Here is a 17,679-nt window from a genome sequence, read left to right on the forward strand (position 1 = left end):
CGCCCGGCCGCCCTGTGCGGCCGGGCCTTTATCCAACACTGTGAAGGAAACCCGAATGTCCCTGGATTGCGATCTGGAAGCGTTCCTGGAACTGGCCGAACTCGGCCGCCTGACGGGCAAGAGCCAGCCCATGCATCAGTTGAGCATCGCCCAGGCACGGGCGGAGTTCGAAAACGCCTCGCGTCTGCTCGACCCCGACCCTCCCGCCCATGTCGACGTGCGCGCCCTGCAGTACAGTGGCCGCGAGGGTGCGCAGTTGCCCGCCCGTCTCTACGTGCGCCCGGGCGTCACGCCCAAGGCCACCTTGCTCTACCTGCATGGCGGTGGTTATGTGGTCGGCAGCCTGGACTCGCATGACTGCGTGTGCCGGCGCCTGGCCTGCCTGGGTGACTATGCGGTGTTCGCTCCGCACTACCGGCTGGCGCCCGAGCAGCCGTTCCCAACGGCACTGCACGATTGCCAGGACGCCGCCCTCTGGCTGCAGCACAACGCTACCGAGCTAGGCCTGCCAAGCGCGCTGGTGCTGGCCGGCGACAGCGCGGGTGCTACCCTGGCCACGGTTCTGGCGATCGAAGGCGCGCAACACCCGCAGGCCATGGCAGTCAAAGCGCAGCTACTGTTCTACCCGGTAGCCGAAAGCAATACTCGGCGCGCTTCACACCGGCAGTATGGCGAGGGTTACCTGCTGGAGAGCGGTACGCTGGACTGGTTCTACGAGCATTACCTGGGCGCCAGCCAAGCGCACACTGACTGGCGCGCCTCGCCCCTGCTGCACCCGGCGTTGCCAGCCATGGCGCCGGCCTATGTGAACCTGGCTCAGTACGACCCGTTGTTCGATGAAGGCCTGGACTATGCGCGCAAGCTCGAGGCGAGCGCCACACCGACCACCCTGCGTATCGAGGCGGGGTTGACCCACGATTTTCTGCGCATGTCGGGTATCACCGGGGCGACTGGCGAGGTGTATGCGGCGGCAGGATGCTGGTTGGAGCAGGTGCTGGCCTGACCAGCAAGCCTGATGCCCGTAGGGCAAGCGATCTGGGGCCGCCATGCGGCCCATCGCCGGCAAGCCGGCTCCCACAGAAACCGCGCAGTTCTTGAGGCTTGCGCTATCCCTGCAGGACCCGGCGTGCCGGCGATGGATACAGCGCAGTTCTCGAGGCCTACGCAGTACCTGTAGGAGCCGGCTTGCCGGCGATGGGTACAGCGCAATCCTCGAGGCCTACGCAGTACCTGGGGGAGCCGGCTTGCCGGCGATGGGTACAGCGCAATCCTCGAGGCCTACGCAGTACCTGTGGGAGCCGGCTTGCCGGCGATGGGTACAGCGCAATCCTTGAGGCCTACGCAGTACCTGTGTACAAGCCGGCTTGCCGGCGATGGGCTGCATGGCAGCCCTGATTACGCTGGCTGAAATCAGTACGTTGCCCGTACCGTCAGCATGAAGTTGCGCGGATCGCCGTAGTAGTTGCCATAGGTCGAGGTACCGACGGTCTGGTAGTACTTCTTGTCGAACAGGTTGTTGCCGTTGAGAGTCACGTTCCAGTGCTCGTCGATGCGGTAGTCGACCATCGCATTCCAGATCGCATACCCGCTCTGCTCGTATTCGAAAGGCACTTCGGCCTGCACTACGTTGCCCAGGCCGTCATAGGTCGCAGCAGTACCGCTGACCTTGGTCGCACTCTGGATGTCCACGCCACCCCCGACGCGGAAGTCGTTCAACATTCCCGGCAGGCGGTAGGTGGTGAACAGCTTGGCCGTGTGCTTGGGTGTGACCGTGCTCAACGCAGAGCCAGTGTCGCGGTTCTTGTTGATGTTCAGGGTGTAGCTGGCCATCATCATCCATTCCGGCAGGATTTCGCCGGAGATTTCCATGTCGATGCCCTTGCTGATGGTTTCCCCACCACTGACGTAACAGCAGTTACCGCCGAATGCCACCTGGGTCATCGGGTAGGTTGGGTCGGCTACCGCCTGGTCCTTACGCTTGGTGTAGTACAGCGCGATACTGGTGTTGACCGCGCCGCCAAACAGCTCGCCCTTGACACCGGTCTCGTAGGTTTTGCCGGTCATCGGGTCCAGCGTGTTGCCGGAGGTCGCAGGCCCGGCCACCACGTTCTGCTGTGGCTTGAAGATCTCGGCATAGCTGGCATAGGCCGCCCACTCGTCCGTCAGGTCATAGACGATGCCACCAAACGGGGTGACTTTGGTCGGCTCGCGCATGTCCACCCGCGACTGCTGGGTCCAGGTCCCGGCGGCGTTTGCCGTCTGGTAGGTCTGGTCGAACTTGTAGCGCTGTGCCCGGGCACCGACGATCAGGTGCAACGGCTCGGCCAGTTGCAGGCGCAGGCTCGAGTACAAGCCATATTGAGTCTGGCTGTTGGGTTTGTAGTCGCGGCTGATGGCCGGGCGAGCGCCAGGATCATCCCATGGGGTGGAGTCCGGGTCGAACACATTGACCGGGCCGCCGCCAGTTGTGAAGCGGCCAGTGCCGCGCCAGCGGCTGTCGATCTCTTGATAGTCACCCCCCACCACCAGGCGGTGGTCGAGGCCGAACATGCTGAAGTCGCCGGAGACGTTGACGTCCCAGAGGTTCTGCTCGCTCCACTGGGTGCTGTAAGTGCCCAGGCGAGTCACGCCGGTGCCGGTGACCGGGTTTACCGAGCCCAGCGTGGTGGCGTTGTTGGTGGTGATGGTGTCGTAGATGTTGGTGTAGCTCAGGTTGAGCTTCCAGTCATCGTTCAGGCGATGGTCGACCTTGGCGAAGTACTCGCGGGAAAAGCCGTCCGCGTACGCCCAGGTGGTAGACAGCCCGGTATGGCGTGGCAGGCCAAGGTCGGCACCGTCGCTGTAGCGTGGCACGGCCGAGGCGGTGCCGGTCTCGTGGACCTTGTTGAAACGCAAGCCGGCGGTGAGCATGGTGTCGTCGGTGACATCGGCTTCAAGCACGCCATAGAAGAACGGCTTGTCGGTGGCACGGTTGTCGACGAAGTACTGGCGGTCCTGATAGGCCACCACCATGCGGCCGCGCAGCTTGCCATCGAAGCCCAGCGGCCCGGTCACGTCCAGCTCGCTGCGGTAGTTGTCCCAGCTGCCCGCCGAGGCGGTGAACTTGAGCTGGTAGAAGTCCAGCGGGCGCTTGCGCACCAGGTTGATGATACCGCCCGGGTCACCGGTGCCGCCAAACAGCGCGCTGGCGCCACGCAGTACTTCCACGTGGTCGAACTCGGCGATGTCATAGATGTTCGACGCGTAGAAGCTACCGGCGGTGGTACCCAACGCCATGGGGGCGGCACCGTCGAGCTGGATGTTCTGGATCGGGAAGCCGCGCGAGTAGAAGTCCTGGATACGGAAGGTGTTGCTCTGCACCGTCACACCCGGCACGGCCTTCATCGCATCGTTGATGTCGGTGAACTGGCGGTCTTCGATGACCTGGCGGGTGATCACCGACACCGATTGTGGGGTTTCTTTCAACGAGGTCGGGCTTTTCGAGCCGACGCTGGTCAGGCCCGGCGTGTAGGAGCCAGTGTTCTCGGTCGCCTGGCCCATGCCCTGGCCCATGATGGTGGTTTCGCCAATGACCAGCGCACCGGCGCCGACGTCACTGGTGTCGGTGCTGATCAGCAGGACCGAATTGTTCTCGATACGGTACGTAAGGCCTGCGCCTTCCAGCAGTTGCGACAGGGCCTGGTCCGGCTCCATGGTGCCGCTGACCTTCGGTGCACGCTTGCCGCTGACCAGGTCGGGCGAGTAGACCATCTGCAGGCCGGTCTGCTGGCCAAGGGCGATCAGTGCCTGGTCCAGCGGTTGGGCTGCGATGTCCACCGCCACCGGCTGGGCATGGGCGTGGGCCATGGCCAGGCTCAGCACCAGTGCCGAAGCACGCAGGCTCCACTTCGATGGCCCGGCGGCCAAGGCTGCCCCCTTGTTTCGCATACGTTTGGACTTCATGTGCGCGACTGACTCCGAATGTTCTATGAGTGTGTAGGTGACGGTCTCGACGTACCGTTTCTATAAGAGCCTTACGCGTTCGAGCGACACGTTTTCAGCGGCCTACAGGTAAGACGCACGAACGTTAAAAAAACTGATAACTTTTTTCATTTACGTTCAATGTTTCGCAGGCACGGGGTGCTGGAGCTAGCGCTCATGAGAGGCAACTTGGAGGCTGGTGGCGGTCAGGTGAGCGATTGGGGCCGCTTTGCGGCCCATCGCCGGCAAGCCGGCCACAGGGATCGCGCCAGCTTTTAGACGTTGAGCAAGACAGCCCAACCCATGATGGCCAGCCCTGGCACACCGCCGTTCTTGAGCGCTGCGCGGTAGGGGGTGGGAGCCGGCTTGCCGGCGATTGGGCCGCAAAGCGGCCCTATGAACGCTGATCGAGCTATGCGGTGACGTTCTTCGCCTTGGCCAGCATCTGCTCTTTTTCCTCAGGGCTCATGCGCTCCAGTTGCAGGCGCGCCTGGGCAATCTTGAGCAACTGCCCGCGGTTTGCCTCGTTGGCCTGCAACGCCTCGGCCAGCCCCGCCACGGTGGGGTGCTCGAAGACCAGCGCCGGCGCCACTTCACAGTTCAGCAACTTACGAATCCCAGCCACTAGCTTGATGATCAGCAGCGAATGGCCGCCGGCCGCGAAGAAGTCGGTGTGGATACCGATGCTGTCGCGCCCGAGCAACTGCGCCATGCGCTGGGCCAGCAATGTCTGCAATGCGTCCTGCGGAGCATCCTGCTGGCCGTCCTCCTGCGGCATTTCCAGCAGCGCGCGACGGTCGAGCTTGCCGTTGGCCAGGCGCGGCAGGCTGGGCAGGCGACGCAGCTGGGTTGGCACCATGGCCGCTGGCAGGCACTCGGCCAGCCGCGCACGCAGCGAGGCTTCATCGAGCCCATGGCCTTCGCCGTGCACGACGTAGCAAGCCAGCAGCTCCAACTGCCCGGGCTGGGTTTCAACCGCCAGCACCGCACCTTGAGCAACCCCATCGACCTCCAGCAGGCGCGCTTCCACTTCGGCCAACTCGACACGGAACCCGCGGATCTTCACCTGATGATCCTGCCGGCCCTGCAGCAGGATGCTGCCATCGGCCTGGTAACGGGCCAGATCACCGCTGCGGTACAGGCGCTCGCCGGCTTGCAAGGGGTTGTCGATAAAGCGCGACGCCCCCTGCTCGCCCCCCAGATAACCCCGGCACAGCTGGCGCCCGGCAACATGCAGTTCACCCAGCTCACCCACGCCCGCCAGTTGCCCAGCAGGCGTCAGCACGTAAACGCGGTTGCCGGCCAGCACCTGGCCCAGGCTCGCCATCGGCGCGTCGGCCCGCAGTGGCTGGACCAACACGCCGACCGTGGCTTCGGTCGGGCCATAGTGGTTGAACACCCGAGCCTGAGGCGCCAGCCGTGCGATGCGCGCCAGCAACTGCACACTCGGCGCTTCGCCGCCCAGGACCAGGGTCGCTGGCAGGCAAGGCTGCGCGCTGTCGAGCAGCGCCGCCAGGTGCGACGGCACGATCTTCAGGCAATCGATACCTTCGTCGCGCACGAACGCGGCAAACGCTGCCGGGTCCTGCATCACGGCGTCGCTGGCAACGTGCAACGTGGCGCCAACCTGCAAGGCGCCGAACAGGCTGGTGTGGCCGAGGTCAGCCGCCACCGTGGCGCTGAACGCAAAGTGCCTGCAGGCCGAAAGGTCCAAAGCCTGCTCAGCGGCCTGCAGGTACCCGGCCAGTTGCCCATGTTCGATGACCACCCCCTTGGGCTCACCGGTCGAACCTGAGGTAAACAGTACATAGGCCGCCGTATTGGGCGTGAGCACGTGCGCCTCGAATGGCGCTGAGGTGCCCGCGAGCTGCTCGAACAGCGTGGCATCGACCTGCAACTGCGCGCCGGCCAGGCGGCTGACCTGCTCGCGTCGCGCAGCGGGCCAGAGAGGGTCGAGCGGCAGGTACGCAGCGCCGCACTTCCAGCAGGCCAGCACCGCCGCCAGCCAGTGCACCGAGCGCGGCAGGGCCAGGCCGACCACGCTGGCATTGCCAATGCCCTGGGCCTGCAGGTGGGCGGCCAACGCCGTGGCCAACTGGTCGAGCTGCTGCCAGCTCCACCCCTGCCCTTGTTCGATGATCGCCAGCGCCTGGGGCTGTTCGCGCACCCAGCGGGCGACCCGCTCGGGCAGCAGTTCGGTGACAGCAGGCAGTGCGGCCTGGGCGTTACGCTCAAGCACCAGACGACGCTGTCGTTCACCGGCAATGCCCAGGCTGACCAAGCTCGCGTCGGGCGTCTGGGCAATGCTTGCCAGCAGCGTGGCGTACTGTTCGAGCAGGAGCTGCGCCAGTGCCGGGCTGTGCCACGCGGCCCAGTACTGCAACAGCGCCTGTGGCGCTGCGCGGTCGCTGTCGACCTGCAGCAGCAGGTCGGGGCCCGCCATCGGCGCGTCAATGCCCACCACCTGCCAACCACCGGCGAGCGGCGGGCAGGCGGGGGTCAGGCCAAAGCCAATGGCGGCAGGCGCCAGCGCGGGCGTCTGCTCGGGGCTGAAGTATTCCTGCCAAGCCGCATGCTGCTCCAGCTGCGCAGCCAGGCCGTGCAGCCAGGTACGCAGTGGCTGCTCGGCCTGGTAGTCGAGCAGCACCGGCAACTGCTTGTGGTACACCCCGGCGCTGCCGGCGAAATAGGCGTAGTCGCCACGGCTGTCGTGGCACCAGTTCACCACCTGCGCAGGCTGGCCATCGAGCCGCGCCAGCAGCAGCCACCAGGCTGCCTGCAGCACCCTGTCCAAGGGCAGGCCAAGCCCGGCCAGGCGTGTCAAAACGTCCGGGTCGAGGTCTGTGCGGGCCTGCGCGCGCTCACCGCGTGGGCTGCCTGGGGCTGGGCGCCAGGGGAGTTGCTGGGCGCTCGCGGGCTTGCCGTTCAGCGCGTTCCAGTAGCTGCGCGCAGTGCTGGCGTCTTCATCCACCACCACCTCGCTGCGCCACTGCAGGTATTGTTCGAAATCGCCATCTTCGGTTGTTTCCAATGCGCCTTGGCAGATCGCCGCAAGGCTTGCAGCCAGCGCCGGCAGGCTGGCAGTGTCGACCAGCGCTGCCAGCACACCCAGCACCAACTGGCAACGCCCCTCGGCCTGTTCGCACACCAGCACGGCAACGCCCGCACCGGCCTGCACATCCACCTCACGCTCGAACCAGGCCTGGCGGCCGGCGCTATCGCCCGCCGCCAGCCACGTCAGCTCCACCCCCGCGGCCTCGCGCTCAAAAAACTGACGCAAGCCGCGATAACCTGCGGCTTGGCCGATGCGCAGGCGCAGCGCGTCATGCTGGCCCTGCCACTGCTGCAGGGCGGCCCGCAGTGCGGCGGGCGCCGGCACGTTGTCGAGCTGCAAGGTGATGCAGCGCGCCGCGTCCTGCCAGCGGGCAGGCAGTGCAGTCAGCTCGAGCGACTGCATGGGCAACAACGGCAGGCCACTCGTTTCGGCGGTGATGTTCATGCTTGCACTCCTGTGCGGTTCAAGGTGAGGGCTTCAAGGTCGGCACGTTGCATCATGTCGCCCATGGCGACGACGATCTTGCGTGGCCCCTGGAACGGGTCGCGGGCGTGTGCCGCCAGCATGTTGTCGAGCAGGATCACATCACCGGCCTGCCAGTCGAAACGCACCGCACAGGCCTCGTACAGCTCACCGATCAACGCCATGTCGGCGTCTTCGATCGGGCTGCCATCGCCGTAGTAGACCTGACGCGGCATGCGCTCCAGGCCATACAGCGCCAACAGGTCCTCGCGCACGTCGGCATCCAGGCAGAACACGTGGTGCAACTGCACCTGATTGAAGAAACTCTTCTCACCACTGACCGGGTGCTCGATCACCGCCGGGCAAGGCGTGCGGATCTGCAGTTCGTCGTTGTCCAGCCAGCGCCACTGGATACCCGACGCCTGACAACGGCGCTCGACATCGGCACGCGAGTCGGTCTTGAAAAAATGCTGCCAGGACACGTCCAGCTTGTCGGTGAACGTGCGGACGTAAAGCAGGCCTTTGTCCTCGAAACGCTGGCGCAGGGGCGCGGGCAAGCGCTGGTACATCTGCCGGCAATCGACCACCGGGGTGGCCCCCCCCACCGGCGACGGCAGCTCGCAGAAAAACAGCTGCTTGCGCGGCCAGCGGTCCTGGTGGGCACTTTCGTTATGGAACAGGATCATCTTCTGTTCCGGATACGGCGTTGAGCGGTAGGTGTTCTTACCGCCTTCCTTCTTCGGCAGGTCACCGTACTGGCCGTACAGCCCGGGCTGCACCGCCTCGGCGAAGGCTTCGAAATCCTGTGGGGTCTGCAAGCCGAAACCGCGGAACAGAATGCCGCCATGCGCCACCAGTTTGCGCTCGACCTCGGCACGGTGCTTGACCACCCAGTCGGTCAGGCTCACGCCAGGGTCGACCGGTTCGATCAACAACGGAAACGCCTGCCCCGGTACCAGTGCAGCCTCGCGCACTGCGCTGGCCGGCCGGGTTGGCGTGCCGGCGCCGCGCTTGAGGAAGCTGCCCAGCTTGTCCTTCTTCGGTTGCCCGCCGGCAGCGGCAGGCGCCGCCACGATTTCACTGTGAACCGCCATAGTGATCTCTCTCAGTTGAATGTGTGGGTTGCCCAGCACCTGGCCCAGGATGTCCAGCCAGCCACGCAGCAGTGCCTGGACCCGTTCTGCCCTGAACAGCTCCGTGGCGTACTGCCAGGTGACGCGCCAGCCGTCCGCGACCGGGTCGATGAACAGCGCCATGTCGAATTTCGAATAGCCACCTGCCTGCGGCAGTACCTGCACACTCAGGTCGGCCAGGCCGCCGTGGGCCACCGGCATGTCGTTCATCACGAACAGCACCTGTACCAGTGGGTTCATGCCGGGGTGGCGCGGCGCGCCAGCAGCCTCGACGATCAGGTCGAACGGCAGTGCCTGCTGCTCGCTGGCATCGAGCAAGGTGGTGCGGGTGCGCGCCAGCCACGCGGCGAAGTCCAGTCGTTCGTCCAGTTGCGAGCGCAGTGGCAGAACATTGACGAAGAAGCCGATCAGCGCCTCGAGGTCGGGGTGTTCGCGGCCTGCGACATCAGCCCCCAGCAGTAGATCGTGCTGGCCGCTGGCGCGGTGCATCAGCAGTTGGAACGCCGCCAGCAGCAGCATGTAGGGCGTCACACCCAGCTGTGCGGCGCGTTCGCGTACCGCCACGACCGTAGCCGGCGGCAGGTCGTGATACAGGTTTTCACCCGCCTGGGAGGCCTTGGCCGGGCGCGGCAAATCAGTCGGCAACTGCAAGCGCCCGCTGCTGCCTTGCAGCGCCGTGCGCCACCACTGCGCCGGGGCCTGCAGCAGCCCGGCACGCTCGCGCTCGGCCTGCCACAGCGCATAGTCGGAGTACTGCAGCGCCAGCGGCGCCAGCGCGGGCGCTTGGCCACGGGCAAGGGCGCTGTAGCTGGCGATCAGTTCGTTGACCATCAGCGCCATCGACCAACCATCGGAAATGATGTGGTGCAGGTTGAGCAGCAGCACATGGGTGTCACCGGACAAGCGCAGCAGGCGTGCACGCAGCATCGGCGCCTGGTCCAGGGGCACCGGCTGACGCACGTTGGCCAGCTGCGCTTCAAGCACGCGCAGCTGCTGCTCGGCGGCAGGCAACGGGCTCAGGTCGTCCACGGGCAGGTTCAGGTCTACCGCAGCCTGAATCAGCAGCAGCGGCTCACCTTCGTCGTCACAGCCCACCGCGCTGCGCAGCACTTCGTGGCGCTGCACCAGCACCTGCAACGCCTGCTTCAGGCATTCTGGCTGCAACGGCCCGTCCAGGCGCAGGCCCAGCGGCATGCCGTACGCCCCGCTGCCCTGGGCAAACTGTTCGGCAATCCACAACCGGCGCTGGGCCAGCGACAGTGGTGCACTGGCCTTGTCGCCCAGGGCGCGCAGTTGCGGGCCGGCATCGCTCACTGGCTGTGCCTGGCGCAGGCACTGAGCGAAATCACACAAGCGCGGGGCGCTGAACAGGTCGCGCACACTGACGCCGGTGTGGCCATCGCGGTGCAGGCGCGCCACCACCTGCGTGGCCAGCAGTGAGTGGCCACCGGCCTCGAAGAAGTGCTCGAAACGGCCCACTGCTGGTCTGCCCAGCACACTGGCCCAGGCCTCGGCGACCTCGCATTCGAGCGCATCCAGCGGTGCACTGAACGCCTCTTCAGGGGTGTCGGCCTCGATCGCCGGCAATGCCTTGCGGTCGACCTTGCCGTTGGGGTTCAGCGGCAAACTGTCGAGCAGCTGCAGGCGTGACGGCACCATGTAGGGCGGCAGCGCGGCGCGCAACGCGTCGAGGATGCGCTGACGCAGGCCGGCATCAGCCTGCGAACCGCTGACCGGTACCAGCCAGGCCGCCAGGTACAGGTCGGCACCTTGACCGCCCGGCATCACCACCGCCTCGCGCACCTCAGGCAACGCCAGCAGGCAGGCTTCGACTTCGCCGGGCTCGACGCGGAAGCCGCGGATTTTCACCTGGTGGTCCAGGCGGCCGATGAACACCAGCTCGCCACTGGCCTGCTGGCGCACCAGGTCACCCGTGCGGTACAGGCGGCCACCGCCGACCGTGTCGTACGGGTCGGGCACGAAGCGTTCAGCGGTCAGCGCCGCCTGGCCGAAGTAACCACGCGCCAGGCAAGGGCCGCCGATATACAGCTCGCCGTCAGTGCCGGTGTCGAGCAGTTGCAAGGCTGCATCGAGCAGGTAAGCGGTGCGCCCCGGCACCGGTGTTCCGATCGGTGCATAGCCAGTGTCGATGCGGGTCAACCCGTCGGCCTGCCACAGCAGCGGGGTGATCACGGTTTCGGTAGGGCCGTAACCATTGACGATACGCTGGGGCTGCAAATGGGCCTGGATTCGCTCGAAGCCTTCGCGCGGCAGTGCCTCCCCGGCTACGTTCAGGCAGCGCACCGGCAGTGCCCGGCCCTGCTGATGCGCCCACTCGGCCAGCTGACAGGCGTATTGGGTTGGGAAGTAGACCACGCTGGCGCGCTCGCGCTCGATCACCTCGAAGGCCTGGGCTGCAATCCAGATATCATCGCCACGCACGATGCAGCAGGCGCCCTGGCTCAACGGCAGCAACCACTGCTCGGTGCCCCAGTCGAAGTTGATCGAAGCGAAGTGCACGAAGCGGTCCTGCGCCGTCACCTGGTACTGGCCGACCATGGTCGCGATGTGCGCGGCGATGGCGCCGTGGGTCAGGGCCACACCCTTGGGGCGACCGGTGGAGCCGGAGGTGTAGATCAACCCCAGCAGGTTGTCGGCGCTGGCGCGCGGCGCAGGGTTGGCGTCCAGCGGCGCCAGCGGCTGGTCCAGCCACAACCACTCGGCTGCGCCTGCCAGCGCCAGTGGCTGCGCGGCGGTGCGGGTGCCCAGCACCAGCCTGACGGCGCTGTCGTCGAGCATGTCCTGCAGGCGCTGACGCGGGTAGTGCGGGTCCAGCGGCACGTAGCCGGCACCGGCTTTGAGGATCGCCAGCAGACCAACGACCATCGCCAGGCCTCGCTCGCTGCACAGGCCTACCAGGTCCTCGGGGCCGATACCCCGCGCGATCAACTGGTGCGCCCACGCGTTGGCCAAGCCATTGAGCTGGCCGTAGTCCAGCGTGCCGTCGTCGGCGACCAAGGCCACGGCCTGCGGGTTGCGCGCCGCCTGGGCCTCGATCAGCTGGTGCACACCCCGTGACGGAACACTGCGGTCGGCGGCCTGCCATTGCCCCTGGCAACGCTGACGGCTGCTGGCATCCAGCAGGCTGAGCTCAGCCAGGCATGGATTACCCGCGCCAGCGAGCGCCTGCAGCAGCTGGCCAAACTGCTCGGCCAGGCGCTGCACGTCAGCCAGGCTGAAGGCGTCGTGGCGCACGCGATAGTCGACCTGCAACTGCTCACCCATGCCCACTGACAGGGTCAGGGCGTAGTGGGGTTGCTCGTGGCTGTCCGGCACACCGAAGCGCGGCCCGTCACCGCCACCTTGCAGCACCTCGGCAACGGGGTAGTTCTCGAACGCCAGCAAGGTGTCGAACAGTGCCTCGCCTGCTCTGCCCGCCCAGCGCTGGATGTCGGCCAGTGGCGTGTACTCGTGCTCGCGCAGTGCCAGGTTGCAGGCCTGCAGCTGTTGCAGCCAGTCATCAAGACGCTGCTCAAGGCGCGGGGCAGCCACCAATGGCACGGTGTTGATGAACAGCCCCAGTTGCGCCTCGATGCCCGGCACCTGAGCAGGCCGCCCCGATACCGACACACCGACGCAAACGGTGTCCTGACGGCAGTGCCGTTGCAGCAGCAACAGCCAGGCCGCCTGCACCAAGGTATTGACGGTAACCTTGCGCGCCCGCGCCGCCGCCTTGATCTGCGCCGATGCCGCACTGCCAAGGCGTTGCTGCCACAGGCCGTAGGCAGGCGGTTCAACACTGCGGCGCTGGCTGGCGAGCAGTGTCGGCGCCTGCATGCCCTGCAGTTGCGCCTGCCAGAACGACTGGTCCTGCTGGCGGTCACGCGCGGCCAGCCAGGCCAGGTAGGTGCGAGGGTGCGCAGGTGCCTGGCGGGGTGTCTGGCCGCTGTAGCGTTGCATCACTTCAGCCAGCAACCGGGCATGGCTCCAGCCATCGAGCAGCAGGTGGTGATGGGTGTAGATCATGTGCCAGCGCTGCTCGCCCAGGCGCACCAGGGTAATGCCCAGCAAGGGCGCCTGATCCGTCGCGGTCATGGCCAGGCGCTGCTGCTCGGCGAGGCTGTGCAGGTGGTCGGCCGACGCGGCCTGGTCGCGCCAGTCGAGTTGGCTGAACGGCAGCTGCACCTGGCGGCGGATCACCTGCACCGGTTGCTGCACGCCCACCGGCCAGTGAAAGCTGGCACGCAGCCCCGGGTGGGCGTCCAGCGCCGCCTGCCAGGCCGCCTGAAAACGTTGTGGGTCGAGCTGGTCGATGTCCAGGCGCAATTGGTTGATGTAGTCGCCGGGTGCGGCCGCATGCAGGCAATGGAACAGCAGGCCCTGTTGCAAGGGAGACAGCGGCAGGATGTCCTCCACCTGAGCGAGCTCCACTGCCAGAGCGGCGAGCCCGCTGCTGTCCAGTTGGCTCAGCGGGAAATCAGACGGCGTGGCACTGGCGACCCCCGGTTGCAGGCAGTGATCGACCAAGGCGCGCAGCTGGGTGGCGAAATCGCTGGCCAGGGCGTCGATGGTGACCTCGTCGTACATCGCCTGGCTGTAGCCGAAACTGATGCCCAGCTCGCCCTGGTACACCTGCCCTTCCACGCTCAGCCAGTTGGCCAGCGGCGCATCGCTATCCTGCCCCTGCCCGGCCCCGCGAGGGTCGGGCTGCCACAGCGCGCCCTTGTCGAACTGGCTGTCGAACTGGCCCAGGTAGTTGAACGTCACCCGCGGTTGCGCCTGGCGCGCCAGTTGCTCGCGTTGCGCCGGTGTGCCCAGATAACGCAGCACGCCGTAGCCCAGGCCACGCTGGGGTACGGCGCGCAGTTGTTCCTTGATGGCCGCGATGCAGGCGCCGGGCTGTGCTTGCGGGCGCAGGGCGACCGGATACAGGCTGGTGAACCAGCCCACGGTACGGGTCAGGTCGATATCGTCGAACAGCGCTTCACGGCCATGCCCTTCGAGCTGCACCAGTACCTGCTGCTCGCCGCTCCAGTTGCACAGGGCCCGGGCCAGGGCCGCCAGCAGCAGGTCGTTGACCTGCGTACGGTAGGCACTCGGCGCCTGTTGCAGCAGGGCCTGGGTAAAGGCCGGCGGGAAACTGACCCGTACCTTGCGCTCATCGGCCACGCGCGCCTGTGTTACCGCCCGGTCACGTGGCAGCGCCTGCGCCCCGGTCTCGCCAAGCGCCAGCCAGTAGTCGAGCTGCCCCGCACAGGCGTCGGCATGCCCGGCCAGGCGCTCGGCCCAGGCCTGGTAGCTGCTGGTCCGGGCAGGCAGCGGCTGGCCGAGGCAGGCACGCTGCAGGTCTTCGAGCAGAATGCGCCAGGAAACACCATCGACCACCAGATGGTGGATCACCAGCAGCAGGCGCTGGCTGCCATCGGCCATGGCCACCAGCATCGCCGCCAGCAATGGCCCCTGATCGAGCTGCAGGCTGCGCTGGGCCTCATCGCACAAGGCAGCCAGCGCTTGCTCGCTGTCTGTCTGGCGCTGCCAGAGCTGCGGCACGCCAGCAGAGGCCGGCGCGTGGTGCTGCTGCCATTGGCCATCGGCTTGGGTGAAGCGCAGGCGCAAGGCGTCGTGCTGCGCCACCACCTGAGCCAGGGCCTGCTGCACCTGCGCCGCTTGCAGCGGCTCACGGGGCACCAGCAGCACGGCCTGGTTCCAGTGTTGGCGCACCGGCATGGGCGTGTCGAAAAACTGCAGCTGCACCGGGGTCAGGCGTGCCTCGCCCTCAGCCGGGCGCTGGTCGGCCTGACGGCTGTCCACGCTGCCCGCAGCCTGGGCCAGGGCGCGCAGCGTCTGGTGCTGGAACAGGTCGCGCGGACTGAGCGCCAGCCCGGCCTGACGGGCGCGGCTGACGACCTGGATGGCAATGATCGAATCGCCGCCGAGTTCAAAGAAGTTGTCATCCAGGCCCACCTGCGCGGTGCCCAGCACCTCGCTCCAGACCTTCGCCAGCTCGCGTTCGGCCGCGCTCTGCGGGGCAACATGGTCACCCTGTGCCCCGGCCTCGGGCTGGGGCAGGGCCTTGCGATCGAGCTTGCCGTTGGGTGTCAGCGGCAGGCCATCCAGTGGCAGCAGCTGGCTGGGCACCATGAATTCGGGCAGGCTTTGCAGCAGCCAGTCCTTGAGCTGCCCTTGCCAGCCCTCAGGCGTGGCATTGAGCACCAGATAGGCGACCAAGCGGCGGCCATCGAGGGCCAGCACCACACACTCGCGCACCAGCGCATGCTCGGCCAGACGCGCCTCGATCTCACCCAACTCGATGCGCAACCCGCGGATTTTCACCTGGTGATCGAACCGCCCCAGGTACTCGATCACACCGTCGCCACGCTGGCGCACCCGGTCACCCGTACGGTAGAGGCGCTCGCCGCTGACGAACGGGGCTGCGACGAAACGCTCGGCGGTCAGCCCGGGACGGCGGTGGTAGCCGCGCGCCAGGCCCACCCCGCCCAGGTACAACTCACCGGCCACACCGATCGGGACGGGCTCAAGACCGGCGTCGAGCACATAGGTGCGGATATTGGCGATCGGCTGGCCGATAGGCACGCTGTCCCTGCCCTCTTCGACGCAGGTCCAGTGGGTGACATCGATGGCAGCCTCGGTGGGGCCATACAGGTTGTAGAGGCTCGCTGCCGGCAAGCGCGCGAACACCTGGCGCTGGGCGTCCACCGGCAACGCTTCGCCGCTGCAGACGATGCGCGAGACGGTGCTGCAGGCCTGCACACCGGGCTCGTGAATGAAGGCCTGCAGCATCGACGGCACGAAGTGCAGGGTGGTCACCCGGTAGCGCTCGATGGCGCGGATCAGGCGTTGCGGGTCGCGGTGCTCGCCCGGCGCCGCGATGGCCAGACGGGCGCCGGTCATCAACGGCCAGAAGAACTCCCACACCGACACGTCGAAGCTGAACGGGGTTTTCTGCAGCACCGTATCGCTGGCGTCCAGGCCATAAGCCTGTTGCATCCAGCACAGGCGGTTGGTCAGCGCCTGGTGGCTGTTGCCCGCGCCCTTGGGGCGCCCCGTGGAGCCCGAGGTGTAAATGACATAGGCCAACTGCGTCGGCTCTACCTTGAGCCCTGGGGTGCTGTCCGGCATGGCGTCCAGCACCAGGGTATCGAGCGCCACGCACTGCACACCGTGCGGCAGCGGCAGGCTGTCGAGCAGCGCCTGCTGGGTCAGCAGCAGGCCAATACCGCTGTCTTCGATCATGTAGGCCAGGCGTTCCTCAGGGTACTCCGGGTCCAGTGGCACGTAGGCGCCACCGGCCTTGAGGATCCCCAGCAAGGCTACGACCATCTCGATGCTGCGCTGCGCCGCGACACCGACCAGGCTGTCGGCGCCCACCCCCTGGCCGCGCAGGTAGTGGGCCAGGCGATTGGCCCGGGCATCGAGCTCGGCATAGCTGAGCAGGCTATCGTCGAACAGCAATGCCGGCGCGTGCGGGGTGCGCTGCACCTGAGCCTCGATCAGCTCATGCACGCCAGACTGCAGCGGGTAGCTGGCAGCTGTGGCGTTCCAGTCCTGCAGCACCCGGTGGCGGGTGGCCTGGTCGAGCATGGGCAGTTGCCACAGCGACCGTGCAGGGTCCGCCACCAACTCACGCAGCACGGTGAGCCAGTGCCCCGCCATGCGTTCGATGGTCGCCGCCTCGAACAGGTCGGTCGCGTACGTGAACGCAGCGCGCAGCACGCCACCCTGCTCGTACGTGTCCAGGCTCAGATCGAACTGGGTGGTGCGGCTGCGCCACTCCAGTGCGGACAGCTCCAGGCCAGAGCCCAACGTGACCGCTGCCAGGTCGGCGACCTGCGGCTGGTGGTTGTACATCACCTGGAACAACGGCGCGTGGCTCAGGTTGCGCTCCACCTTCAACGCATCGACCAGGCGCTCGAACGGCAGGTCTTGGTGGGCCTGGGCGCCCAGCACGGTCTGCCGCACGGCCTGCAGATAGGCCAGGGCGTCAGTTTGGGTATCCGGCTGCAGGCGCAATACCAGGGTGTTGACGAACAGGCCGATCAGCCCCTCGACTTCAGCACGGTTGCGGTTGGCCACCGGGCTGCCGATGCGCAGGTCGCACTGGCCGGTGTAGCGCTGCAGCAGCACGCCGAAAGCACCGAGCAGCACCATGAACAGCGTCAGGTTGTGCCGCGCCGCAAAACTACGCAGTTGCTGAGCGAGCGCCGAGTCCACCACCAGTTCCTGGCGGCTGCCTGCAAAACTTGGCGAGGCCGGGCGTGGGCGGTCGAGCGGCAACTCCAGCACCGGCTGCTCATCACCCAAGGTGGCTTGCCAGTACCCCAGCTGGCGTTCGAGCTCGCCAGCTTCGAGCCAGCGCCGCTGCCAGAGCGCGTAATCGACATACTGGATCGGCAGCGCCGGCAGTTGCGGCTGGGTGCCAGCGGCGCAGGCGTCATAGCAGTGGCTGAATTCGTCGATCAGCACGTTCATCGACCAACCGTCAGCGACGATGTGGTGCAGCGTGAGCAGCAGCACATGTTCCTGCTCAGCCAGTTGCAGCAGGCGGATGCGCAGCAACGGGCCATGCTCCAGGTCGAAGGGGCGCAGCGACTCGGCCTCGATCTCGGCTTGTACCCGGCCCTGACGGGCGTCTTCGGCAAGCTCGCGAAGGTCCAGACGCTGGATCTGCGGCGCGGCCGGGCGGTGCACCTGGCACAGGCGCTCATCGGCCTGCTGCTGGAACACGCAGGTCAGGGTCTGGTGGCGTTCGAGCAGGCACGTGAACGCCTGCTGCAGGGCCGCCTCATCGAGCGCCCCCTTGAGGCGGACCGCACCTGGCAGGTTATAGGCACCGCCCTGCGGGTCCAGCTGCCAGAGCACCCACATGCGTTGCTGGGCGAACGACGGTGCAAGCCGGTCCTCGGCCGCCACTGCGGCCGGAATCGGGAACTGGGAAAAGTCGATGCCCTCTCTGGCCAGGGTTTCAAGGAACAGGCGGCGCTTTTCCAGCGGCAATTCAATGAAACGGCGGGCCAGTTGCAGGGACTTTTCGGGATTCATCAGCTTGCT

Annotated in this window: 4 protein-coding genes; 1 reads left to right on the forward strand and 3 read right to left on the reverse strand. The window is 66.7% G+C overall.

Features of this window, described 5'->3' with window-relative positions; all coding sequences use genetic code 11:
• The first annotated feature begins 55 nt into the window (after positions 1 to 55).
• On the forward strand, positions 56 to 1,003 hold the full coding sequence (locus ACIPZC_RS17385) for an alpha/beta hydrolase (RefSeq protein WP_400628410.1): 948 nt from the start codon (positions 56 to 58) through the stop codon (positions 1,001 to 1,003).
• A 407-nt stretch (positions 1,004 to 1,410) separates the two neighbouring features.
• Here the strand turns inward: ACIPZC_RS17385 and ACIPZC_RS17390 are convergent, their stop codons facing one another.
• From ACIPZC_RS17390 to ACIPZC_RS17400, 3 genes are all read right to left on the reverse strand, one after another.
• Complete coding sequence (locus tag ACIPZC_RS17390) at positions 1,411 to 3,942, reverse strand: TonB-dependent siderophore receptor (protein ID WP_400628412.1); 2,532 nt, start codon at positions 3,940 to 3,942, stop codon at positions 1,411 to 1,413.
• Positions 3,943 to 4,372: 430 nt separating this feature from the next.
• Positions 4,373 to 7,459, reverse strand: coding sequence for an amino acid adenylation domain-containing protein (locus ACIPZC_RS17395; RefSeq protein ID WP_400628414.1), 3,087 nt, complete (start codon positions 7,457 to 7,459; stop codon positions 4,373 to 4,375).
• Positions 7,456 to 17,670, reverse strand: a complete 10,215-nt coding sequence (locus ACIPZC_RS17400; protein WP_400628416.1) for an amino acid adenylation domain-containing protein — start codon at positions 17,668 to 17,670, stop codon at positions 7,456 to 7,458. Before ACIPZC_RS17400 ends, ACIPZC_RS17395 begins: the two co-directional genes overlap by 4 nt.
• Positions 17,671 to 17,679: the final 9 nt, after the last annotated feature.

Source organism: Pseudomonas sp. NPDC089743 (genome assembly GCF_044748785.1).
GTDB lineage: Bacteria > Pseudomonadota > Gammaproteobacteria > Pseudomonadales > Pseudomonadaceae > Aquipseudomonas > Aquipseudomonas putida_X.

Excerpts from the sequence above, each read along its gene's own strand:
- ACIPZC_RS17390 (WP_400628412.1), bottom strand. The coding sequence starts at position 3,942 with ATGAAGTCCAAACGTATGCGAAACAAGGGGGCAGCCTTGGCCGCCGGG.
- ACIPZC_RS17385 (WP_400628410.1), top strand. The coding sequence starts at position 56 with ATGTCCCTGGATTGCGATCTGGAAGCGTTCCTGGAACTGGCCGAACTC.
- ACIPZC_RS17395 (WP_400628414.1), bottom strand. The coding sequence starts at position 7,459 with ATGAACATCACCGCCGAAACGAGTGGCCTGCCGTTGTTGCCCATGCAG.
- ACIPZC_RS17400 (WP_400628416.1), bottom strand. The coding sequence starts at position 17,670 with ATGAATCCCGAAAAGTCCCTGCAACTGGCCCGCCGTTTCATTGAATTG.